Source organism: Leuconostoc holzapfelii (assembly GCF_012396485.1).
GTDB lineage: Bacteria > Bacillota > Bacilli > Lactobacillales > Lactobacillaceae > Leuconostoc > Leuconostoc holzapfelii.
The window spans coordinates 117,062-140,136 of sequence record NZ_JAAXPO010000002.1; the positions used below are offsets into that span (position 1 = coordinate 117,062).

Consider the following 23,075-nt stretch of genomic DNA (forward strand, 5'->3'; position numbering starts at 1 on the left):
TTTTCTTGTTTACAACGATAAGTATAACTCGTTTTCAGGACAAAGTAAACGCTTTCATAACGTTTTACAAAACGTTATCGCAATATTTACATGATTTTTCCTGAAAACACAACAAATCCACTAGTTATCTAGGTATGACAGCTCTTGCTCGCGATAACTTGTCGGTGTCACAAAGCTGACAATGACCTCACCGCGGCCGGACAACGTATAATTGCCAGTATCTTTTAACATGATGAAGTTATCACCCTTTTTGAGTGGGTAGGTTGCCTGACCGGCCGTCAACGTCAGTTCACCAGCAATCACGTTATATAATTCATAAGGATGATGTTGGTTGAAGTGACTGTCGCCACGAACAGATAATTTGTCAATCGTGAATTTAGGTGACGTCAGTAACCGCGTGACAATCGTCTGGTCTTGCAAGCGAGACCGTTGATTTAAAATCGGATCAACATGCGGTGTTTTCGTCACTGCAAGTGCAGCTTCGATTTGTAATGGGCGTGGTTGGTGCGTTGTAGGATCCAGACGATCAAAATCGTAAAAACGATACGTTGTATCAGAACTTTGTTGAATTTCTAACGCTAAAACGCCAGCGCCGAGTGCATGGAAGGTGCCCGCCGGCACATAGAAAAAATCACCAGCTTGTATTGGAATGGTCCGCAGCAAAGCGTCCCAATCCTGGTTATCTACCAGCGTTCTTAATGCGGCTTTGGTTGACGCATGGTGCCCATAATATAGTTTTGCACCTGGCGTGGCCTCTAGGATATACCAACTTTCGGTTTTGCCAAAATTTTCCGAAGATTGCTTATCGTTTGGATGCACTTGGATCGATAAATTCTGTTGTGCATCAAGAATTTTGACCAATAATGGAAAGGCTTGTTTCGGGTCATGGCCCCCAAATAATGCGGGCTGTTCGGACCAAAGTTGTGCTAAGCTTTGCCCTGCAAACTCACCTTGGGTCACCGTTGACACCCCATTGGCATGGGCTGAGACCACCCACGCTTCGCCAACATGGTCGGAGGCCAAGTTGTACCCAAACGTCTTAAGTTTCGTCCCGCCCCAAATTTTTTCATGTAAGGCTGGTTGTAACATCAATACTGTCATCGCGCGATTCCCATCATTTAAATTTGTGCTGGCATATCAAAATATGTATGCGCTTTCATTTTATCACAAGCCAGCCAAACATGGTCGGAAAATGCGTCTTTTTCCTGTAAAAAAGACACCCAAATGCCATTGCATGTGGATGCCTTTTGCTTTTAAAGCCTTAAATCTTAAACCCTTTTTGCTTTGGGTATTGCCCAAGAGCTGTATAATCACGTGGGCGGGTCAACAATTTAGTATTGTTTTTTACCCAGGAGCTGTCGACACCACGGACGGCATAATAAGCCGCCATGGTGTCGTCATAGTCCGCAACGGCCGCTTCGAGTTGCGCTTGATCGTAGTGATCCTTCATCCACATACCAGTCAGCGGTAGCTTAGGCTTGATCCCTGGTTCTTGGGCTGGAAAGCCGATGGAAAAGCCCATCACAGCTTTAACTAATTGTGGTAATTTAAGCTGTTTCTCATACAACTCAAAGGCCCCCAAAGCACCAGCCATCGTCACACTCCCTAACCCGATTGCTTCAGCGGCAACTTGCGCACGACCCAAAGCCACACCAGCAGACACAATCCCACCTTCAAGCATGGGATAAGTGGCTAAGCGTGCTTCAGCCAGCGCGCGGACCTCAGGTGTTAAGCCAATCAAATCTTTATTAAAATCGACAGCCACCACAAAATAGCGTGCAGCACTTTCAATGTAATCCATGCCCACTTGAGCCGTCACTTCAGCTTTTAATGCCTGGTCGGTGATTTCAATAAAAGTCACGGGTTGGTAATTATTCATATTTGGTCCGGCATTGGCCGCTGATAGAATCGTTGCTACCATGTCATCGGTTACGGGTTCATCGGTATAAGCGCGGATTGACCGGTGATTGTTGAGTAATTCTAATACTGGATTTGACATGTGCTGTTGTCGCGTCACTGGTTAAAATAACCAGTGTGACACGATCCTTTCGTTTTATGATAAATAGATTTTACCATTTTTTTATGATAAAATGATAAGAATGTTAATGGAGGCAGTTATGCAATTCGGACGATTCCGTATCGGTTTACGGACATTAAAAACAGCCATGGCTGTAATGCTCATCATTACCGTCTTTTATTTTTTTAAGCGCCCCCCATTTGTGGCTTCGTTGGCGTCAGTGTTTGCCTTGCGGGAAAGTTGGGATAAAACATTAAGTTTTGCTAAGATTCGTTTGGTCTCCAATATGGTAGGTGGCCTCTTAGCCTTGGTTTACTTTCTTGTTTATACCCATACCCATCATGCAGTTTGGGTGCCCATGATTTTTTTGCCATTTCTCGTCATTGTCGCGATCGTATTCTTGGATGGCTTTGATTACAACAGTGGCGTGATTGGTGCACTCGCTGCCCTACTGATGATTTCATTAAATATTCCACCTGGTGCAACGGTGGTTTACGTGATTGATCGTATCGCAGACACCTTTATGGGCGTGCTTGTCGCAATCGGTGTGAACCGCTTTGCCTCACCTGAACCAAAAAAGAAGGGCTAACGCCCTTCTTTTTTATTGTGCTCAAAAACCAAAATAATCCTCAATTGTTTGCAACACCCCATCATTCACATTCGTATTCACGGCTCGCTTAGAAATTGCCTCTAACATGAATTGATCGGCGTTGGGCATCACATAAGCATGTTCATACTTTTGTAACATCTCTAAATCATTGACGTTGTCACCAAAAGTCATCACTTCATGATCAGAAATAGCGTAGTAATCTTGCAATACTTGTAGTCCTGTCGCTTTATCCACACCTTTACCCAAAATATCCACTGACCCAAAACCTGAGCCTGTGGCGTGCAATTCATTGCCGAAAATTTTTCTCAACTCGTCGACATGCTGTTGCACTTCATTATTTGGCCAAACAAAAGTCATTTCAAGAATGTGATCTTCAACAGCTAGTAACTTTTCCACACGCGTGACATTTGGATAAAACTGGAACACCATTTGCGCAACGGGACCGACTGCATGATTAGAGACATAAGTCGCTTTTTCCCCAGCCATAATAATAATGTTTTCTGCCGATTCCGGATTATGCGCATTCCACTCAATCACCTGTTGTAACTGCGTTGGCGACAAATAGACTGAATAGAGTTGTTCATTTGGTGTTGCCACCAAGGCGCCGTTGGACCCCACAAAATTAATTTCATACCCTTTTGTAATCGTTGGTTCAAAGAGTTCTTGTAAATTCTTCACCTGTCGGCCTGATGCGGCGACAAATTTGACTTGACGTGCCTCAAGTTGATTTAACACACGTTCAAATCGCCGCCGATTATAATCATCATATGCGGTTAAAAACGTGCCGTCCATATCAGAGGCAATCATCTTAATTGTCATGCAGACGCCCTTTCTTGAAAATGATTAATTTGCTGAGAATATAGTTCGCAATAATGACAAAGACATTTTGTATAATATTCCAGATGTTGGCATCTTGACGTAACAACTCGACACCGAATATTAGGATTGCATATCCAATTAAACCTGTCATTATTCGTGCAGTGTAAAATTGCCATATTTCTTTAAAAATAGCAGTTTTTTTGACCTGTGTCGAATGAAAAACCCACGTCCGATTTGTCACATAAGCAAATAATACTGCCCAAAACCAAGCCATTGCATAGGCAATATTGTGGCCTGTATGCAACAAATTGTAACATACAGAAAAAATGATAACATTGACCACAGTTGTTAAACCACCAAAAATGATATACAACAAAACGTCTTGATATTTATTAAAAAGATGCCTGACTGTCTTCATAAAAACCCCTCTAATTGTTCATTATAACATGTTTTGAAGTCGCTAAAAAAGCCGCCAAAGGCGGTTTTTATTTAAACTGTTCGAGATAAGTATCATAGCCCGCTTGGTCAACGACCCAGTCTAACTCACCAATATATTCCGCATGTGGGTCGTGATAAGCAAAGCCATGCTTAAACTTATAGAGGCCATCTTCAGGTACAAAGTCGCCAACACCCCCAAAGTCATATTCGACTTTACCAAGGGCCAATCCCCATTTGAGCATTTCCCATTGCACCGCATATGGGCCATAATGCTTCGCGTACTGGCGGTCAGAACCTGCATACATATACCAGATTTCATCACCATAGCTAAAGCCGATCCCACTGGCAATCACACGACCTTCAAAATGCGCCAAGAAGACTTTAAATAGGCCGGTTCCCGCCCAGAGTTGTTGCATCCGCAAGAAGTACGCAATTGGCCGATGCGTGATACCTTGTGCTGCGGCCATCATGACATACGTGTCAAAAAAGGCACGAACATCTGCTTCACTATCACCAGCAGTAACGGTCACACCATCTTTGGCCGCGCGTCGAATTTGGTTGCGATAATCGCGTTTGAAGTGTAACATCAATGTTTCTTCTGTTGTAATTGGTGTCGCCCCTTCGCCTCGGCCATCGTAGTATAAGACAACATTTTTGCGTGGCTGAATATTCCCATGCATATGTTGAATGCCACGATTACGTGTCACAAAACCTGCGGCACGATACTTGGCATCTAGCGCCTCACTATATGGCACTTCAGGGTCTAAACGAATTAAGAAGACATTATCTGGTAACGCTGCTAAGGCTTCCGCAATCATCCCTTGAATCAAAGCCACATCTTGAATGTCTCCAATCGGTCCACGGCCGGCATAACCCAGTAACTTGCCTGGTACGGCTTCAACAGTTAATACTGTCAACACGGCATCGATTTGCCCATCGGTTTCATGATAGACATAAACATGTCCCCAGTTTGCCTTAAGTTCTCCCCAAAGCGGATCTTGTGTCACTTGTCCGCGTGGGTCTTCCCGAACAAATTGTTGGTAAGCCTGCACGCGCGCTTGATCATTTAAATCTAAAATCGGCATATTAATTATAATCCCGTTGTAATTGAACCATAGTTGTCAATGAAATAGACCAGTGTCTGTAATTCATTCGTCAAATCCACGTTTTGTACCCGTACGCCACTCGGAACCGTGACACGCAAAGGTGTAAAGTTCAAAATCCCCTTGATACCTGCTGCTACAAGTTCATTTGTAATTTCTTGTGCCACTGATTGCGGTACAGTCAAAATTGCGATATTAATGCGTTGCGCCATAATTTGTTCTTTTAATTCTGTCATCGCATAAATCGGTACACCGGCCATAATGGTTCCGGCACGTGACTCATCCACGTCAAAAGCGGCTGAAATACGCATATTAGATGACTGGTGGAAGTTAAAGTTTAACAAGGCCTGGCCAAGGTTTCCCGCACCAATCAAGGCGACGTTAATCAAGCTATCTTGATCCAAAACATTAGCAAAGAAGTCAAGCAACGCTTTCACGTCATAGCCATAGCCTCGCTTACCCAACGCGCCAAAATATGAAAAATCACGACGAATGGTTGCCGCGTCAAACTTAATCGCATCACTGAGTTCTGCTGAAGAAATACGGTCTGTGCCTGCATCATGCAAGAATGTCAAATAACGGTAGTAGATTGGAAGTCGCTTAGCGGTCGCCCGCGGAATTTTTGGTTGTGTCATAGGTTTCTCCAATATGATTGTATCATTTTAATTGATTTGGTGATGCGCGGCAAGCACTTTGCATGCATGATCACCAACGTTGCCACTTTGTGAACTTTTGCATAACTATTATACCATAAAAATAAACACCGCAACAAAAGATCGTGAGGTATTCACAATCTTACAGCGATGTCATCAGGTCAAAATCCAGTCCTGGATCCGTGTTTAAATCCAATCCCGCAAAATGCCCTTGCTTATAGTTCCAGTAGCCAGCTGCGCCAATCATCGCAGCATTATCGCCTGTATATTGACGCGGTACTGGGATGTAACTTGTCTCAGGAAATGAGGTTAGTAACGATGCCAAAGTGTCACGTAATTGTGAATTCGCAGCAACACCACCAGCTAAAATAAAACTTTTCACTGGAAAATCTTGCAAGGCCCGTTTTGTACGACCCACCAACGCATCAACGACGGCATTTTGAAAACTGGTTGCCAAATCATTTTGATCAATGGCTTCGCCCTTTTGTTCGGCATGGTGGACATAGTTAATCACAGCACTTTTAAGCCCAGAAAAACTAAAGTCATAATTATCTTCATGTGCCATCGCCGTTGGAAATTTAATGGTGGGTTGGCCTAAATGGGCCATCTCATCAATCGTTTTACCCGCAGGATAAGGCAATTTGAGTAGGCGACCAACTTTATCAAAACTTTCACCTGCTGCGTCATCACGTGTTTCGCCAAGAACGGCAAACTCATTTTCCGCTGACATGAAGACGAGCTCTGTATGGCCACCTGAAACCATCAAGGCAAGCGCCGGGTAGACGATTGGTGCGTTAAAATTGGCTGCTGCAATATGACCAGCTAAATGATTCACTGGTACAATAGGCAAATTGTGTGCTAAGGCAAAGGTTTTCGCCCCCATTAAGCCGACAAGTAATGACCCCACCAAGCCTGGACCATAAGTCACGGCGACGGCATCGAGTGCTTCAGGTTCAATCTGTGCCGTTGCCAATGCATCCTCTAAGACGCGGGTAATCCATTCAATATGATGGCGACTGGCGACTTCAGGTACTATCCCGCCAAACCGTTGGTGAGAATTAATTTGTGTTGCCACAGCGTTGCTTAAAATGATGTGACCATCTTCGACGATGGCCACACTCGTTTCATCAGCGCTAGATTCAAATGCTATGATTTTTGTCATCGTGCTATCCATGAGTCCGCTTCTTGGGCTGACTCACATTTTCCTTTCCATCATGATCGCTGCATGGCCATTTTTGTAATACTTTTCGCGCCGATAATACGCGACAAAGCCCATTTTTTCGTAAAGACGCATGGCGTTTTCATTGGCTTCGTCCACCTCCAATAAAAACCGAACCACGCCTGGCATGTCTAACACATGCGCTAATAACGCTTGCGCAATGCCTTGCTTTTGTCGATTGGGATGCACGGCAAGACTGCCAATGTCAACCTCATCCAAAATTTGGGTCACGCCAATAAAACCGCCTGGAGTCACAAAATAGCGGCTGCGTGGGCTGGTTAATTCGTGCTCAAATACCGATTTTGGCCACGGCGATGGCTGAAAAGCAGCTTGGGCAATGTCGTAAATCGTCTGACTATCTTCAATTGTGGCGCGTTGGATTGCCAAGTTTTTTTACCATTGAAACAGCGTCTTCGTGATCCCCTAAGTAATACCCTTTTTTTACACCGATTTGTTGAAAGCCAAAGCGCTGATACAGCGCAATCGCACCATGATTTGAGGCACGCGCTTCAAGCGTCAACGTGCTAACACCAACCCCTTGTGCAAATTGCGTCATTTCAGATAACATCGCCGTCCCTAGTCCATGACTTTGCCAGACTGGAACAACTGCGATGTTAGTAATATGCATGTCCCGCTGTTCGCGTTGATAGGCCGCCCCAGCAAAGCCGATGACTTGTTGATGGCGCTCAATCACAAGATAAAGCCGAACATGTGGGCGGGACAACTCACTTAAAAAATCGCGTAACACCCACGGCGCCCTACCAGCATAAACCGCTTCCTCAATTTTAACCAGTGTATCAATGTCAGCCACTGTTGCCCGACGACAGGTAAAGGAATAGCCAGCGACATCAAGCATTTTTGGGTTAAAGACGGGCAATGTCGCCGGTAATTTTGGTTGATGATTAAACTTCAAAAACATAGTTTTCAGGGTGATCCTCACCCGGATGTGCCGCAAGCCAATTGAGTTCAGCTTGGGTTTTCCTTAAATAATTGGGGTTAAAATGTGCCACATCGGGGTTTGGTTGCGATTGGTAACCAAGGGCAACAATCCCATGACCATCAGGCAAGCTAGCTGTCGGCGTTTCAACCACTGCCCGGTCGCCAAACAATTGTGTCAAAGTGGTTGAAAATTCAGTTGTTTCACCAACAAAAGTTATTGGCTCGGTGCGTGTCTGTAACCATGTTGTCAATTGGTCAAGTGACTGGTGGGCATCAGGTAACACGTTTTCGCCTGCCCGATAGACCCCAGCAAAGACGTTATTATTGCGCGCATTAAATAACGGCACAACTAATCCAGGACGCGTGACTTGTGCAGCCAATACCGCTAGGCTTGACACGCCAACAAGTTCAGCCTGTAACGTTTGCGCCAACATTTTAGCGACCGTTACACCAATTCTCAGTCCGGTAAAGGACCCAGGGCCTTGTGCAACCACAATGCGATCAATTGCACTTAGTGGCCAGTTTTGTTCAGCAAGCGTTGCTTGAATCGCTGGCAGCAATTGAATGGAATGATTCCTGGCTTCATTGGTTGAAAAAACACGCAGCACATCACTATTTTCCGCCAAACTCACAGTCAGAGGTTGGTTACTTGTATCAAAGGCTAAAATCTTCATAAGTTATATTTTAACACAAAAAGACCGCCCAACGGCGGTCTTAATCCAGTGTCACTCGTGTTGTCAAATTGCCTATTTGAGTGGTTCTAAATACGGCATGATTGGGGTGGTTACCCCAACGTTAGTGGCATAAACGGCGGGTAATTGATCCAGTGCCGCCAAATTTTCCGTTCGGCCGGTCACAATGACACCAGCAAACTGCGCCTGTTGTAAATCTGGTGCCAGCTATTTCATTTGCTAGTGCAATTAACCGGTCTTCATACTGATCTATTTTCATTCCTCCTACCTTTCTATAAGGTATACCGAATGATACGCAAAATGGTTACAACGCAAAAAAGTTCTCACACGCTTGCGTGTGAGAACTTTTAATTTCATACTATCTATTAGATTATTTAACGGCTGCTTCAACCAACGCGATGACTTCGTCATTAGTTTCGGCATCCAAAGCCTTTTCAGCTAATACTTTCATATCGGCTGTATTTAACTTTTTCATAAGTGAACGTGTTTGCAAAACAGATGGCGCGCTCATTGAGAACTCATCCAAGCCCAAACCCATCAAAACAGGCACAGCCACTGGATCACCAGCCATTTCACCACACATTGCCACAAACTTTCCTTCCTTATGCGCCGCAGTAATCACGTTGTTAATCAAACGCAAAATTGATGGGTTATAAGGTTGATACAAATAAGCGACCTTGTCGTTACCACGATCTGCAGCCATTGTGTAGCCAATCAAATCATTGGTCCCAATTGAGAAGAAGTCCAATTCCTTGGCAAACTTATCAGCTAACATGGCGGCAGCAGGAATTTCAATCATGATGCCTAACTTGACATCCCCCATTGCTACACCAGCAGCTGCTAACTTTTCCCGTTCTTCGGTATAAATTTGCTTTGCCGCACGGAACTCAGCCAACGTGGCAATCATTGGAAACATAATCCACAAGTTACCAAAGGCTGACGCACGCAACAAGGCACGCAGTTGCGTCCGGAAGATTTCCGTTTGGTCCAATGAAATACGAATCGCACGGTAACCCAAGAATGGGTTCTCTTCCTCTGGTAGTTTCCAATAACTTAAGTGCTTGTCGCCACCAATATCCATGGTCCGAACTGTCACTGGCTTACCTGCCATTTTTTCAACAACAGCTTTGTAAGCTTCAAACTGTTCGTCTTCAGTTGGAAGATGGTCTGATTCCATGTATAAGAATTCAGTCCGGTACAGGCCAACCCCTTCTGCCCCATTATCTAGGACAGCTGGTAGATCCTTGGGTGAACCAATATTGGCCCCCACAACAAAGGTCTTCCCGTCTGCACTAGTAGATTGTTGGTCTTTTAACAAAGCCCACTCTGCACGTTGTGCTTGGTAATCAGCAGCCTTTTGTTGGTAGGTAGCAAGGGTGGCTGCATCTGGATCCACAATCACATCGCCAGTCAAACCATCCACAATGACCGTGACACCAGCAGCAACTTCTTGGGTTGCCACTTCAGCACCAACAACTGCTGGAATTTCTAGCGTGCGCGCCATAATTGACGCATGCGCGGTGCGACCGCCAAGATCAGTTAAGATACCTTTAACAAATTGACGATCTAATTGCGCCGTGTCAGAAGGTGTTAAATCCTTAGACACCAAAACCACTTCTTCGTCAATCAATGCTGGGTTAGGCAATGACACATCAAGCAAATGTGACAAAATACGCTTGGTCACATCGCGAATATCTGCTGCCCGTTCTTGCATATAGGCATTATCCGTCATCGCTTCAAACATGCCAATATACATGTCTGTTACTTCCTTAACGGCTTGTTCCGCGTTCACTTTGTCATCGGCAATCTTTTGCTTAATTGCACCAGACATTTCTGGGTCAGCCAAAACCATCAAGTGGGCTTCAAAGACTTGGGCTTCATCAGCACCAAGGTTTTTTGCAGCCTTTGCTTTAATGATTTCAACATCCGCACTGGCAGCCTTCAAAGCATCGTCGACACGAGCTTGTTCAGCTGTCACATCTGTAATCGTTGTCTTAGAAAAAGACAAATCTGGGTCAACTAACAAGTAGGCTTTTGCAATTGCAACGCCATTACTTGCCGCGATTCCTTTGAAGTTCTTAGCCATTATTATTCTGCAAGTCCTTCTGTTCCCATTGCTTCAACGATTGCAGCCATTGCAGCTTCTTCATCATCGCCTTCTGTTTTGATTGTAACATCGGCACCTTGACCAACACCAAGTGACATCACACCCATGATTGACTTCAAGTTAACATCCTTACCTTGGTATGACAAAGTAACGTCTGATGTGAACTTTGAGGCTGCTTGAACCAACAATGTTGCTGGGCGTGCGTGAATACCTGTTTCTGCTACGATATGAAAGTCTTTTGATTGTGCCATAATTATTTTCTCCTTTTTAGCTGTTCATCAGCTTCTGCTATTAGTGTATCAAAGCGCTTACAAAATATCAAGTAAATTATACTGGTAAACCTTGATATATCAAGCCCAATCGTTACAAATGCCGGTCTCATCGCGTTTGCCATGTAAACGTTTACATGTTTTATGTGTTTCATTTTCAGTAAATTAAAAGTTAATGTGTCATTATCCCATAATTTAGTCCAACCGCAACAAAAAAAGCCCCCACTGGGTGCTTTTAAAGCGTAAATTCTTGATTACCCGCCGCTTTGGCTAAGCGATTATTGTAAGCTTTTCCTAGGCCGATTGGCGGCATTTTCTCAACGTAAATCGTCCCCACATCAGGTGACTCGTCATAGTAGCGTAACCCTGCAAACAACTGCTCCGTCGCGCTATCAAGCGTTGCGCCTAATGACCAGGTACGTGTGAGCGGCAAATTCAGCGTTGCTAACGTCTCATCTTGCGCCATGACTACGTCTTCTGCCGCAAGCGCTGATTTCAAGGCCAAAGCATCCAATGGGTCAAACATCAACACATTTTTATCCGGCGCATAATGCCGATATTTCATCCCCGGTGCTTTTGGCGTGACATGATTCGCCACTGATTCTGTGCTGGTCGCATCAAAAACTGGCTGTTGAAGCACCGCTTCTAATTGTTGCTGCGTGACCGCACCTGGCCGCAAAATCGTTGGCGTGTCTGTTGACATGTCAATCACGGTCGATTCAACCCCCACTTCGGTAGGGCCATCGTCCACAATAGCCGCAATACGCCCTTGCATATCATGCCACACGTGTTGGGCTGTGGTTGGCGATGGCTTACCTGATGTATTCGCACTTGGGCCAACGATAGGGACACCGGCGGCGCGGATGATGGCACGTGCTGTTTCATTAGCCGGCAAACGAAAAGCAACAGTTTGTAAGCCACCCGTCACCAACATCGACACTTGGCCCGGCTTAATTGGCATAATAATTGTCAAAGACCCTGGCCAAAATGCCGCCATCAATTGGCGGGCCGATTCAGAAATTGTGACAAAGGACGCCAACTGTTCAACATCGGCAACAGTCATAATCAGTGGATTATCGGCTGGGCGATTTTTCGCCACAAAGACTTTTTTCACCGCCAAGTCATTGGTCGCATCTGCCCCTAGACCATAGACTGTTTCGGTCGGAAAAGCCACCACTTCGCCAGCCTTTAATAATTCACCAGCATATTGGGCGTCTTGTGTTGTGAGTAATGCTGTCTCCATGCTTATCCTTTCACGACACGGACCATACGATCAAGGCCCGCAAAATCTTTTTTCAGCGTCACCGTCGCCTCAGGCAACGCTTGTTGCATCAGGGCCACCACTGCTGGCCCTTGTTGATAACCAATTTCAAAATAGGCACGTCCTTGTGCTGTTAAATGTCGCGCCAAACCAGCGGCAATTTTGTCATAAATCGCTAAGCCATCACGATCAGCAAACAGGGCCATCTGCGGCTCATAAGCCAAGACACTAGCGTCCATTTCTGCTTCATCGGTCCGCGCAATATAGGGTGGATTGCTGACAATGATATCAAACTGTAATTCCGCAACACCTTGATACACATCACTTTCAATGACATGCAAATTGTGTAACCCAAAGCGCTGGGCATTGTTTTCGGCCACGGCCAAGGCGTCGGGTGAAATATCAGCCGCAAACCCCTTGACGCGTGGATTTTCCAGCATCAGGGTCTCAATAATGGCCCCCGATCCCGTCCCAATATCCAACACAGACACTGGTGCCCCCTGCGTGCCACTCGCGTCTTGTAAAATCCATTCGACGAGTTGTTCCGTTTCTGGTCGGGGAATTAAGACGCGCGCATCGACCATGAACTCCCGTCCGTAAAACGGCGCATGACCGAGAATATATTGCGGTGGCTCGTTTTGGCTTAATTGTGCCACCCACTTTGGCCAAACTGCCGCAAGCGCTGCTGGCATTTGCCGAGAAAAATTGGCACGTAAATAACCGTAGTTAATGTTCAAAGCACCCGTCAACAAGAAATCGACATTATCTTTGGCATCGGCTTCAGGCATCCCCGCCTGTGTCAGCTCGATTACCGCCCACTTGCGCGCTTCCAGCAGCGATAATTTTACTTGCGCTGGGGCCATTGGTTTGGCCTGATCATCCCACTCGTACCAACGTGGTTGGGTCAACTTAGCGGGTGGCTTTGAGCGTTTTTGCGTCGTCTGATGAGACTGTTGAAATTGTTTTGGGGTTTCAAAATGTTTGTCTGTCATCTTTAAGCGTTGTTCAATTCCGCGAGCTTAGCCGTCTGATCAGCAATGATTAACGCATCAATCACTTCGCCTAATTCACCGTTCATCACCCGATCTAACTTGTTTAAAGTCAAGCCGATGCGATGATCCGTGACACGGTTTTGGGGGTAATTATAGGTCCGAATGCGTTCTGAACGATCGCCAGTCCCAACCGCTGATTTTCGTTGTTCGGCATACGCCGCTTCATTTTGTTGGGCGTAAAAGTCATACACACGACTGGCCAATAACTTACGCGCCTTATCACGGTTTTTAATCTGCGTTCGTTCTTCTTGCATTTTAACCATGATGCCGGTTGGCTTGTGAATCAAACGCACTGCCGTTGACACTTTGTTGACGTTTTGTCCACCAGCACCGCCTGAACGGAAGAATTCTTCTTCCAAATCAGATTCAGCTAATTCAAAGTCAATTTCTTCAAATTCCGGCATCACGCCAACCGTGGCTGTTGAAGTATGCACTCGGCCTTGTGTTTCTGTTGAAGGGACCCGCTGCACGCGATGCGCACCTGATTCAAATTTCAACTTGGAATAGACATTATCCCCAGTAATCATCACAGCGACTTCTTTATAGCCACCAACTTCAGTCGTCGCTTCATCAATAATGCTTAATGCCCAGCGTTGCTTTTCCGCATAACGTCGATACATATCTAGCAAGTCAGCGGCAAATAATGAGGATTCATCCCCACCGGCGGCCCCACGAATTTCCATGATAATATTTTTATCGTCGTTGGGGTCTTTTGGCAACATTAAGATCTTCAATTGGTCTTCCAGTTGCGCCTTTTCTGGCTTGAGATCCGCTAGATCTTCTTTGGCTAATGGCGCCATTTCAGCGTCATCCAACAACTCCTCGGCCTCTTGAATGGCTTGAATCACTTGTTGATAACGGGTATAGACTTCAACAGTTTCCCGCATTTCGCCTGCTTCTTTAGATAGCGCCATGTATTTTTGGCCATCACCAGCCACCGCCGGGTCAGCTAATTGTTCGTTTAGTTCATCATAACGATCAACGACCGTCTGTAAGGATTGAAAAATTGGATCCATAGTTTATTCTCCCGCTGACAATACGTGGTGCAAATAACACGCTACCCGTATTGTCTTGCTGTCATTTTAAGTGTTTAAAAAACCGCTGTTTTCTTTATTTATCCACAGGAAACATGTCAGCGATTTTTACTAAATCAGGGGCATACCAATGCTTCCGGCAGGTTGGAATATAAGCTTCATCTCCACCAATAAATAATTGCTCACCCGTGCGTTGTGGTTGACCATTAACAATTCGCAATTGCGTCGTCGCTTTTTTGCCACAAAAAGAGCAAATTGTCTTCATTTCTTCCAATTTATCCGCCATTTCAATGAGGCGTTTGGAACCGGCAAACAAGTGGTTAAAGGCATCTTGCTTCAGGCCAAATGCCATCACCGGAATCTGTAATTGATCCACCACTTGTGCGAGTTGGTCCACTTGTGTTGCGGTCAAAAATTGGGCTTCATCAATTAATGCCACGGCTAAGTTTTCCCCTTGCATGCCTGCAATTAGCGCGTATAAATCATCCGTTGGTTTAATCGCCAACGCTTCGCGTGACAGGCCAATACGGCTCGCCACAACGCCCACACCGGCCCGTGTATCAACAATCGGCGTCATCAACAGCACCTTACGGCCTTGCGATTCATAATTGTGGGCAACCTTTAGGATTTCAATTGATTTCCCAGAACTCATTGCGCCGTATTCAAAAAATAATTGTGCCATAGTGTTGACATGTGCGCCATGCACTCACGTGCAGGCGCTGCCTCCTGAAATATTTGTCTAACGATAGATTTTGTCACTCCTTACCATTATAACAAATACGCCTCAAAATCGTCAGATTTTTCATGGCACGCCCCTTTCCAATATCCCCCTGCCGGATTGTTAATATTTCATCAAAAATCCCCATCTCATGCCTGTGCGTGGTAAAATGATAAACATGAAAGTGGGGACATTATGACACTTAAAAGTACTCTTGCACGCGCCACTGCTAAAAGCGCCTATTGGCTTTTGCACGACGTGATGCACCGTGGCGGGACCAGCCTTCCCGGAAAAATTGCGGTCGCAATCGACCCAGATATTCTCAAATCAATCCAACAGGATTTCGACCTTGTCGTGGTGACTGGCACCAATGGTAAAACACTCACAACAGCACTCATTACCCGTGTCTTGCAAGCAGGTGGTTATGAAGTCATCACCAACCCATCGGGTTCCAATATGATTCAAGGCATTACGGGCACATTGGTTACCACACCAGTGAAACCCTCACCAAATGGTAAAAAGCCAATCGCCGTGTTGGAAGTCGATGAAGCCAATGTTGAAAAAATCACGGCTGCCATTAAGCCAAAGCTGTTTGTGCTCACAAATATTTTCCGTGACCAGTTGGATCGTTATGGAGAAATATATACGACGTATGAAAAAATCATTGCGGGCATTAAACATGCCCCAGCAGCTACTGTGCTCGCCAACGGAGATTCGCCAATCTTTACTCGTGGTGACTTTCCGAACAAACGTCAGTATTTTGGCTTTAATCATGTCCAACCGGCTGATTATCACCCGCAAGTTGCGCCAATCAATACAGACGGTATTCTATCACCAACTGACCACACGGTTTTACACTATGATTTCATAACGTATGCCAACTTGGGTCGCTATTTTAGCGTCACTGATGACTTCAAGCGCCCTGCCCTTGCCTATCAAGTCACAGCGATTGACACGCTCACGCCAACTTATTCAACCTTTAGCATTGATGAGACACCACTTAAAATTGAAATTGGTGGTCTGTATAACATCTACAACGCCCTGGCTGCTTATGCCGTAGGTCGTGAATTTGGTGTTACGCCTGAACAAATTAAAACAGCTTTCGAGTCCAATGCGCAGATTTTTGGTCGTCAAGAAGCCATTCACGTTGATGGCAAAGATGTCACAATTGTCTTGATTAAAAATCCGGTCGGCACAAATTCCGTCATCGATATGATGGCTACTGAAACAGACGACTTCTCCTTGTTAGCACTCTTAAACGCGAATTATGCTGACGGCATTGATACCAGTTGGATTTGGGATGCTGAATTTGAGAAGTTACATGATACAAAACTCCAAGCAGTAGCTACTGGGGGAGAACGTTATCAAGACATTCGTGTTCGGCTGAAAATGGCTGGTTTTGCCGACCAAGCCGTTTATGAAGATTTGACCCAAGTTGTTGCAGCCATCAAGGCGTTACCAACGGATAAAGTTTACATTGCGGCCACTTATACCGCCATGTTACAACTTCGTGAACAACTCGGCGCAGCCGGTTACATTAAAGGAGGTTTCTAATGTCTGACTATCAACTCAACGTCGCGCACCTCTATGGTAACTTAATGAACACTTACGGCGATTATGGCAACATCATTGCCCTCACCTACTATGCCAAGCAAATTGGCGTGGCTGTTGATTATCAATTAGTCTCACTTGGGGATGCTTTTGATGCCCAAGCATTTGACTTTGTGTTATTTGGTGGCGGACAAGATTATGAAGAAACCATCGTTGCTGAAGATTTACCCGCAAAGGCCCCACAAATCAAGCAATATATTGAAAATGATGGCCCACTGCTCGCAGTTTGTGGTGGTTTCCAATTACTCGGTCACTACATGGTGATGGCCGACGGCACACGGGTTGACGGGATTGGTGTGATGGATCATTATACGACTAACATGTATGATGACAAATTAACTGTCCTATCTGGTAAGCGCCTAACTGGTAACATTGTGATTGAAAATAACGACACCGGTGAAAAATACCATGGGTTTGAAAACCACCAAGGTCGCACTTTCCTTGGTCAAGGCGAGCGTGCGTTAGGCACCGTTATTTCTGGTAATGGTAACAACGGTATGGATCAATCTGAAGGCGTGATTTACCGGAATGTTTACGGTTCTTATTTCCACGGGCCAATCTTTACCCGCAATGGTAATTTAGCTAAGCGTGTCTTAGCAACGGCTTTGCATCTTCGGTATCCTGACGTGGATTGGCAAGCCAAATTGGACGCCGTTCCAACTGAGAGTTTCTAACCAAAAAGCGACAACCACTGCAAGTGGTTGTCGCTTTTTTATTTTTTCTTCGTTGTTGACGTCGCCGTGTTTTGTGACGTCTTTTGTTGTTTTTTCACCCGATTCACTTCGCGATGATACCAGCGGATAATGAGAATTAAACCACCCGTCGAAATTAGCATTGCAATGACGACCCAAATGAAAAATAAAATTAGTTTCGTATCTTGTGTCATGCGTTTCATCAGCACGCGTATCTGACGCCATGCCGCTCCTTTTTATTTCAAAATTACCTATCTTATTCCGATAGATGGTAATAATACGTTGATACTGAAATATCCGTGCGTGCAGCAAACGCTGTCCGTAAGCGTAATGAGTTCTGGTTGTGCAAAATATTTTGCCATGGTTTTTTAGGGACGAATTGTGGCACCAAAACAGTCACTGAATGATTCCGTTTCTCAGCCTGCTTCACCACTGCATCGACAAAACTGGTAGCTGGTTTCACAATTGAGCGGTAGGACGAGTGAATATCGACATAGCGCACATCTGGAAAATCCAATTTAAACTGGGTTGACGTTTCGAGTTCCTTTTTAGGATTCACATCAAAACTCACATGCATCGCGACCACATAGTCCCCAATCGATAAGGCATAATCAATCGCTTCGGTCGTTACCTTGGTAATATTTGATACCAGCACAATGACTGTCGCGCCATCATAATGATGCCGTACAGCATGGGAATTTTTCGCATAGGCAAGGCGTAATTGGCGCGCGATACTCGTATAGTGGTGCTTAATTTTTAAGAACATATACATGATAATTGGCATGATCAATAGATATGGCCAAACATGTTCAATGCGTGTGGCAAACAATGTGATCACTAAGACAGCAGAAATAAAGGCGCCAACAAAATTAATGACTGCTTTAAAGAGCCAACGGGCTGGTTTTGCCCGCCACCAGTGAATAATCATCCCTGACTGTGACAAGGTAAACGGCACAAATACCCCGACCGCATACAATGGAATCAACGCATCCGTTGAGCCATGGAAAATCAGCAATAAAATAATTGCCCCAAAGGCCAATGACAAGATGCCGTTAGAATAACCGAGGCGATCACCCTTATCCATATAAAGATGAGGGAGATATTTATCCCGTGCTAAATTCAACGCCAGCATGGGAAACGCTGAAAAACCAGTATTGGCCGCCACGGCCAAGATTAAGGCTGTGGCTAATTGAATGATATAAAAACCAAGATTATGCCCACCAAATGTTTTGGCAGCAATTTGCGACAAAACTGTTGAATGCCCATTTGGCACAATTCCATACCAGTAACTTAGGAAAGTAATACCACCAAAGAAGGTCGCCAAAATTAAGGCCATGAGTGTCAAAGTTGTCGCTGCATGACGTTCTTTTGGCGCGCGGAAATTAGGCACCGCGTTAGAAATGGCCTCCACACCGGTCAGCGATGACGACCCACTAGAAAAGGCACGCATAAAGAGGACAAAGGACAGCCCTGAAAAGCTCGTGCCAACCCGCGCAGCAGCGTGATATGGCAATTGTCCAGTGGCTGCTTGAAAGAGCCCCCAGGCAATCATCACAGCTAACACGAGGATGAAAAAGTACACGGGGAACATCAAAAAGTTCGCACTTTCTCGCAAACCACGTAAATTCATCCCCGTCAATAAAATAACCACCATCACGGATAATGGCACCACATAGGGTTGTAACATTGGCACCGCTGCGGTAATGGCGTCAGAAGCCGCCGAAGCGGAAACAGCCACGGTCAGCATATAATCAACCAATAACGAGCCACCGGCGACCAAGCCAGCCTTGGCTCCCCAGTTTTCACTCGCCACCGCATAAGCCCCACCACCTGATGGGTAAGCGTGGATGATTTGACGATAACTCATCACAATCGCTGCTAACAAAATTAACACAAGCAAGGCGATCGGGAGTTGCAACCATAAGGCGACTGCCCCACCGGCCAATAAGGCCGCCGTAATGGATTCAGTACCATATGCCACTGATGACAAGGCATCAGATGACAACAAGGCGAGCGCCTTAGTCTTAGATAACGACTGCCCACCTTCATCCAGGGTTTTTAGCGGCTTACCAATTAAAATTTTTTTGATATATTGAAACATGTTATTCTCCAAGTCGTGATGCCTAATTTGACATGCCTGGCACCCAAACGTCACAGTTTCCCAAAAATGCGCTGCAACATTACTCATCACATTTTACGCTATTTCAAGCCGTAAAAAAAGCCGTCAATTTAACGACTTGATAACAATTTACATTATTCTATTTTCGCCACAAAAGCATCAAACACCGCCTGCACGGCATCATCAGTCATCCGTAACATTTCAGGGTGCCACTGGACTGCATAAATTCGACGTGCCTCATCAGAAAAGGCCTCCACCACACCATCAGAACTGGTCGCATCTAAGGTTAAACTTGGTGCTAGATCTTTCACCGCTTGATGGTGGAAAGAATTTACCCATGCCGCGGCCGGCACCACCGGTGTCAGCCAACTGTCGCGTTGCCAAACCAAACGATGAGTCGGTGTGCTCCATTTGGTAGGGTATTGATCGTGTTTGACAGCCAGTTGCCCATATTGTGTCGCTAAGTCTTGATAAAGCGTCCCCCCAAGGCCGACGTTAATCACCTGTGCGCCACGGCAAATCCCCAAAACTGGCTTCCCCACACGTATTGCCTCGGCCAACAAGGCAAATTCAAACGCATCGCGAGAACGGTCAATCTCACCAATTGCCGGCGTTGGCTCTTCACCGTAATAGTCGGGCGTCACATCTTGCCCGCCCGCCAAGACCAAAGCATCTACACTCGCAATATAGTCTGCGGCCAAATCTGGCGAACTAATGGGTAAAATCATGACTAAAGCGCCCGCCTCAGTCATTGCCGCCGTATAGTTTTTCTGGATATAGTTCACATAGTTAGACCCAAATTTGGGGTTGGGGTGAATGGCGTGATTGCCAGCAATGCCGATTTTTTTCATAATACACTCCTAGATGTCTGCGCTATTTGGCATACTGATAGTTTTGATAACCAATGACTGGGTAATTTAAGTTATGCAGTTGCTTTTTTTGAAGATGAACATTTGCCACTTGGTATAGTGGCGTTACCCCATTCAAATCATTGTTCAATCGCGCTGCCTGTTGCTCTAATTGATAGCGGGTATCATTAGCTTCGGGCTGTTGACTAATTTGCTTCATCAGCGCATCATATTGCCCATTCTGCCATTTCGTAAAGTTAATCGCACCATCAGAATAGGCGGCATCTAAGAAGTCAATGGGGTCATTATAATCCGTTGACCAACTTAACGTCCCAGCCTGAAAATTGCGATTATTAAATGCCGAAATTTCGGCATTTAATGGCATCCGATTCAAATTAACGGTCACATCAGGCAACGTGCTTTCGATGCTTTGCTTTAAATAAACACCTAACGCGCGATAAGCATCAGTATCGGCCGTATTTAACGTCAAAGTCAGCTTCTTTTCACCAATTTCAGCCTGTGCTTGTTTCAAATAGGCCCGCGCTTTTGCTTGGTCAAATGGTAAGGCTAACCCGGCATTGAAATCTTTGCCGTGCACTTTAACTTCGCCACTTGGCACAATCGACTGCGCCGGCGTTGAACCATCTGCTAACGCCTGCTCCGCTAAGACTCGGCGATCAATGGCATAACTAATCGCCCGTTTAAAATTCGTATTACCGGTGACTTTGTCTTGGGCATTCCACACAATGAATGCCATTCGGCCCTTTTGACCTGATTTAATCTCATCTGGGTGGCTCTGCTTTAAATTGGTTAAAATGCCGCCGGAAATTTCCGCCTCATCAACCTTACCTGACAAAAACTGCTTACTAGCCAAAGTGGCATCCGTCACTAACGTCGTTTTAATCGTTTGATAGTGAATTTGTTTGGCCTGCGCATAGTACGGATTCTTTTCATATTGCCAAGTCGTGGCCGATTGATTCCACTTTTTAATCATATAAGGCCCATTTGACAACGTCGTCGCGGCAGTTTGACCATATTTATGGCCATACGCTTTGACCTTTGCCGGATTAATGGGATACAACTGATTGGCCAAAATAAAGTTAAAGTATGGCACTGGATGCGACAAGGTAATTTTCACGGTGCGATCATTGACCGCCTGAATCCCCAAAGTATCAATGCTTGCACCCTGCTTTCTAATCGCATCATAGTTAGCCAAGTCTTTAAAATGATTGGCACGCGTTGATTTAGATGCCGGGTCAACCTGGCGCTTGGCAGAAGCCACAAAATCTTGTGCTGTCACTGATGACCCATCGGACCATTTTTGGGCCTTTTTAAGTGTTAATGTATAAACCGTGTGGTTGTTAGTCGGTTGTACGATTTTTTCAGCCATGCCAGCAACAACGTGCCCCTTTTCATCCGTGGTGTATAACCCTTCCAAGGTTTGAACTTCGGCTAAATTCGACCCAATATCGTCCGCAAAATTCGGATCCAACGTTGTAATTGGATTTTGGACCGTCACTTTGAGTGTCGCGGGGGCCGCTTTTTCGGCCCCGCGTTGTTGGGACAACACATAACCACCAATCAGCAACACGGCCACCCCAACACCAATCATTGTTTTTCGTTTCATTCTCTTCCCTCATACCGCAACCACTAACAGCCAACGCTCACATGCGGTCAAAATAGCACCTAGTAAATAAATAAGTTGAGTATAGCGCGAATCGTTTGGGCGGGCAACGATTATGCCTCATCCCCCCAGACTTGCGTTAAAATCTCACGGACAAGTGCGAGCTTTTCCCATTGTTGCGCTTCGGTCAGCACATTGCCTTCCTCCGTTGAGGCAAAACCACACTGCGTCGAGAGCCACAAACGGTCTAACGGTAAATACTGCGCCGCTTCATAAATACGATCAATAATGGTTTGTTTATCTTCAAGTTCACCTGTTTTGGTCGTGATTAAGCCCAGCACCACGCGTTTATCACCTGACACCTTGGCGAGTGGGGCAAAACCGCCGGCCCGGTCAGAATCGTACTCCAAAAAGTAGCTCGCCACGTTTTCCTGACCCAAAAGCTCGTCAGCGACCAAATCATAGCCACCAGTTGCTGCCCAATCTGAATGATAGTTCCCGCGACAAACATGCGTGTTAATCACCAGATCAGCCGGTAGATCAGCTAATGCCCCATTATTCAGAGTTAAATACAGTGTTTTTAAATCAGCCACGGACACGCCATGCCCAGCCATCAGCGCGCCAAAATGCGGATCAACAAGCATCCCCCAAGTACAGTCATCCAGTTGGATGGTACGTGCACCAGCGGCATACAGGGCGAGAATTTCATCATGATAGACCTGCTGAATCGCCGCGTGAAAGTCAGTCTCTTGCGCATAAAATTCTCGCACACGGGTGGCATTTTTCCCGCGCACTAACTCCGCAAAAAACTGTGCTGGTGATGGCAAGGTGACTTTGGCCGCCACCCCATAGCGATCCGCAACGGCTTTGAGAAATTTGAATTCACGAATTAGTGGATGCGTCGTCGCGTCAAAACCCAGCGGCCCAATCAGATGCGCGGAATCATCGCGTGTTTCTTCATGGGCAAATTGATACCCTTCGCCAAATTTAATCCGCGCCACGCCGTCAAAGCCCCAAAAGTTATCTAGGTGCCAATACGAGCGGCGAAATTCACCGTCGGTGACAACATCTAAGCCTGCTGCCACTTGTTGGGCCACCAAAGTAGTGATCGCCGTGTCTTCTACCGCAGTTAAGTCGTCAGCTGTGATCTGGCCGTTGGCAAACGCTGCCCGGGCTTGCTTTAAGGCATCAGGCCGCAAAAACGACCCAACGTGTTGAAAACCAATTTTTTGTTGTGCTTGTGTCATATG

At 45.7% G+C, this 23,075-nt stretch carries 25 protein-coding genes; 3 read left to right on the plus strand and 22 right to left on the minus strand.

Annotation, left to right across the window (positions count from 1 at the left end; genetic code table 11):
• Positions 1 to 120 precede the first annotated feature (120 nt).
• Together HF966_RS02025 and HF966_RS02030 are read right to left on the minus strand one after the other, a co-directional pair.
• Positions 121 to 1,101 carry a type I phosphomannose isomerase catalytic subunit gene (locus HF966_RS02025; RefSeq protein ID WP_168676000.1) on the minus strand — a complete coding sequence of 327 codons (981 nt, stop codon included), beginning with the start codon at positions 1,099 to 1,101 and terminating at the stop codon, positions 121 to 123.
• A gap of 160 nt (positions 1,102 to 1,261) precedes the next feature.
• Positions 1,262 to 1,999: a nitroreductase family protein gene (locus tag HF966_RS02030; protein WP_168676001.1), complete on the minus strand. Its 738-nt coding sequence runs from the start codon at positions 1,997 to 1,999 to the stop codon at positions 1,262 to 1,264.
• Positions 2,000 to 2,117: 118 nt separating this feature from the next.
• Between HF966_RS02030 and HF966_RS02035 the strand changes: the two genes are divergently transcribed.
• Positions 2,118 to 2,606 (plus strand): FUSC family protein, encoded by a 489-nt coding sequence (locus HF966_RS02035; RefSeq protein WP_168676002.1) that lies wholly within the window; start codon positions 2,118 to 2,120, stop codon positions 2,604 to 2,606.
• A gap of 21 nt (positions 2,607 to 2,627) precedes the next feature.
• Here HF966_RS02035 and HF966_RS02040 read toward each other — a convergent pair whose 3' ends face one another.
• From HF966_RS02040 to HF966_RS02110, 15 genes are all read right to left on the minus strand, one after another.
• Positions 2,628 to 3,446, minus strand: a complete 819-nt coding sequence (locus tag HF966_RS02040) for a Cof-type HAD-IIB family hydrolase (RefSeq protein WP_168676003.1) — start codon at positions 3,444 to 3,446, stop codon at positions 2,628 to 2,630.
• Positions 3,436 to 3,864, minus strand: a complete 429-nt coding sequence (locus HF966_RS02045) for a GtrA family protein (RefSeq protein WP_168676004.1) — start codon at positions 3,862 to 3,864, stop codon at positions 3,436 to 3,438. The genes HF966_RS02040 and HF966_RS02045 overlap by 11 nt, the downstream gene beginning before the upstream one ends.
• A 67-nt stretch (positions 3,865 to 3,931) precedes the next feature.
• Positions 3,932 to 4,969, minus strand: a complete 1,038-nt coding sequence (locus tag HF966_RS02050; protein ID WP_168676005.1) for a lipid II:glycine glycyltransferase FemX — start codon at positions 4,967 to 4,969, stop codon at positions 3,932 to 3,934.
• 5 nt (positions 4,970 to 4,974) lie between these two features.
• The gene (locus HF966_RS02055) at positions 4,975 to 5,622 is read right to left on the minus strand and encodes a redox-sensing transcriptional repressor Rex (protein WP_168676006.1); all 648 of its coding nucleotides are present in this window, start codon (positions 5,620 to 5,622) and stop codon (positions 4,975 to 4,977) included.
• Positions 5,623 to 5,782: 160 nt separating this feature from the next.
• On the minus strand, positions 5,783 to 6,802 hold the full coding sequence (tsaD, locus tag HF966_RS02060; RefSeq protein WP_168676007.1) for a tRNA (adenosine(37)-N6)-threonylcarbamoyltransferase complex transferase subunit TsaD: 1,020 nt from the start codon (positions 6,800 to 6,802) through the stop codon (positions 5,783 to 5,785).
• Positions 6,803 to 6,835: 33 nt separating this feature from the next.
• Positions 6,836 to 7,246: a ribosomal protein S18-alanine N-acetyltransferase gene (gene rimI / locus HF966_RS02065; protein ID WP_168676008.1), complete on the minus strand. Its 411-nt coding sequence runs from the start codon at positions 7,244 to 7,246 to the stop codon at positions 6,836 to 6,838.
• Positions 7,221 to 7,778 carry a ribosomal protein S18-alanine N-acetyltransferase gene (rimI, locus tag HF966_RS02070; RefSeq protein WP_168676009.1) on the minus strand — a complete coding sequence of 186 codons (558 nt, stop codon included), beginning with the start codon at positions 7,776 to 7,778 and terminating at the stop codon, positions 7,221 to 7,223. The genes rimI (HF966_RS02065) and rimI (HF966_RS02070) overlap by 26 nt, the downstream gene beginning before the upstream one ends.
• On the minus strand, positions 7,762 to 8,472 hold the full coding sequence (tsaB, locus tag HF966_RS02075) for a tRNA (adenosine(37)-N6)-threonylcarbamoyltransferase complex dimerization subunit type 1 TsaB (protein WP_168676010.1): 711 nt from the start codon (positions 8,470 to 8,472) through the stop codon (positions 7,762 to 7,764). Before tsaB ends, rimI (HF966_RS02070) begins: the two co-directional genes overlap by 17 nt.
• Positions 8,473 to 8,544: 72 nt before the next feature.
• The gene (locus HF966_RS09035) at positions 8,545 to 8,697 is read right to left on the minus strand and encodes an anti sigma factor C-terminal domain-containing protein (protein ID WP_486606206.1); all 153 of its coding nucleotides are present in this window, start codon (positions 8,695 to 8,697) and stop codon (positions 8,545 to 8,547) included.
• Between the two features lie 163 nt (positions 8,698 to 8,860).
• Positions 8,861 to 10,576: a phosphoenolpyruvate--protein phosphotransferase gene (gene ptsP, locus HF966_RS02085; RefSeq protein ID WP_168676011.1), complete on the minus strand. Its 1,716-nt coding sequence runs from the start codon at positions 10,574 to 10,576 to the stop codon at positions 8,861 to 8,863.
• Positions 10,577 to 10,578: 2 nt separating this feature from the next.
• Complete coding sequence (locus HF966_RS02090) at positions 10,579 to 10,848, minus strand: phosphocarrier protein HPr (RefSeq protein WP_168676012.1); 270 nt, start codon at positions 10,846 to 10,848, stop codon at positions 10,579 to 10,581.
• 253 nt (positions 10,849 to 11,101) lie between these two features.
• Positions 11,102 to 12,109 carry an L-threonylcarbamoyladenylate synthase gene (locus HF966_RS02095; RefSeq protein ID WP_168676013.1) on the minus strand — a complete coding sequence of 336 codons (1,008 nt, stop codon included), beginning with the start codon at positions 12,107 to 12,109 and terminating at the stop codon, positions 11,102 to 11,104.
• Positions 12,110 to 12,111: 2 nt separating this feature from the next.
• Positions 12,112 to 13,119: a peptide chain release factor N(5)-glutamine methyltransferase gene (gene prmC, locus HF966_RS02100; RefSeq protein WP_168676014.1), complete on the minus strand. Its 1,008-nt coding sequence runs from the start codon at positions 13,117 to 13,119 to the stop codon at positions 12,112 to 12,114.
• A gap of 2 nt (positions 13,120 to 13,121) precedes the next feature.
• Positions 13,122 to 14,195 carry a peptide chain release factor 1 gene (gene prfA, locus HF966_RS02105; RefSeq protein ID WP_168676015.1) on the minus strand — a complete coding sequence of 358 codons (1,074 nt, stop codon included), beginning with the start codon at positions 14,193 to 14,195 and terminating at the stop codon, positions 13,122 to 13,124.
• Positions 14,196 to 14,289: 94 nt separating this feature from the next.
• Entirely contained in the window at positions 14,290 to 14,895 is a 606-nt protein-coding gene (locus tag HF966_RS02110) for a thymidine kinase (protein ID WP_168676016.1), read from the minus strand.
• Positions 14,896 to 15,126: 231 nt separating this feature from the next.
• Between HF966_RS02110 and HF966_RS02115 the strand changes: the two genes are divergently transcribed.
• Together HF966_RS02115 and HF966_RS02120 are read left to right on the plus strand one after the other, a co-directional pair.
• Entirely contained in the window at positions 15,127 to 16,485 is a 1,359-nt protein-coding gene (locus tag HF966_RS02115; RefSeq protein WP_168676017.1) for a Mur ligase family protein, read from the plus strand.
• On the plus strand, positions 16,485 to 17,216 hold the full coding sequence (locus tag HF966_RS02120; protein WP_168676018.1) for a type 1 glutamine amidotransferase: 732 nt from the start codon (positions 16,485 to 16,487) through the stop codon (positions 17,214 to 17,216). The genes HF966_RS02115 and HF966_RS02120 overlap by 1 nt, the downstream gene beginning before the upstream one ends.
• A 38-nt stretch (positions 17,217 to 17,254) precedes the next feature.
• Here HF966_RS02120 and HF966_RS02125 read toward each other — a convergent pair whose 3' ends face one another.
• From HF966_RS02125 to HF966_RS02145, 5 genes are all read right to left on the minus strand, one after another.
• Positions 17,255 to 17,428 (minus strand): hypothetical protein, encoded by a 174-nt coding sequence (locus tag HF966_RS02125; RefSeq protein ID WP_168676019.1) that lies wholly within the window; start codon positions 17,426 to 17,428, stop codon positions 17,255 to 17,257.
• A 62-nt stretch (positions 17,429 to 17,490) separates the two neighbouring features.
• On the minus strand, positions 17,491 to 19,335 hold the full coding sequence (locus tag HF966_RS02130) for an APC family permease (protein ID WP_168676020.1): 1,845 nt from the start codon (positions 19,333 to 19,335) through the stop codon (positions 17,491 to 17,493).
• A gap of 152 nt (positions 19,336 to 19,487) precedes the next feature.
• A complete protein-coding gene (locus HF966_RS02135) occupies positions 19,488 to 20,204 on the minus strand; it encodes a gamma-glutamyl-gamma-aminobutyrate hydrolase family protein (RefSeq protein WP_168676021.1) in 717 nt (238 codons plus the stop codon).
• Positions 20,205 to 20,226: 22 nt separating this feature from the next.
• Positions 20,227 to 21,828, minus strand: coding sequence for a peptide ABC transporter substrate-binding protein (locus tag HF966_RS02140; RefSeq protein WP_168676022.1), 1,602 nt, complete (start codon positions 21,826 to 21,828; stop codon positions 20,227 to 20,229).
• 110 nt (positions 21,829 to 21,938) lie between these two features.
• Positions 21,939 to 23,072: a 5-methyltetrahydropteroyltriglutamate--homocysteine S-methyltransferase gene (locus HF966_RS02145; RefSeq protein ID WP_168676023.1), complete on the minus strand. Its 1,134-nt coding sequence runs from the start codon at positions 23,070 to 23,072 to the stop codon at positions 21,939 to 21,941.
• Positions 23,073 to 23,075 lie beyond the last annotated feature (3 nt).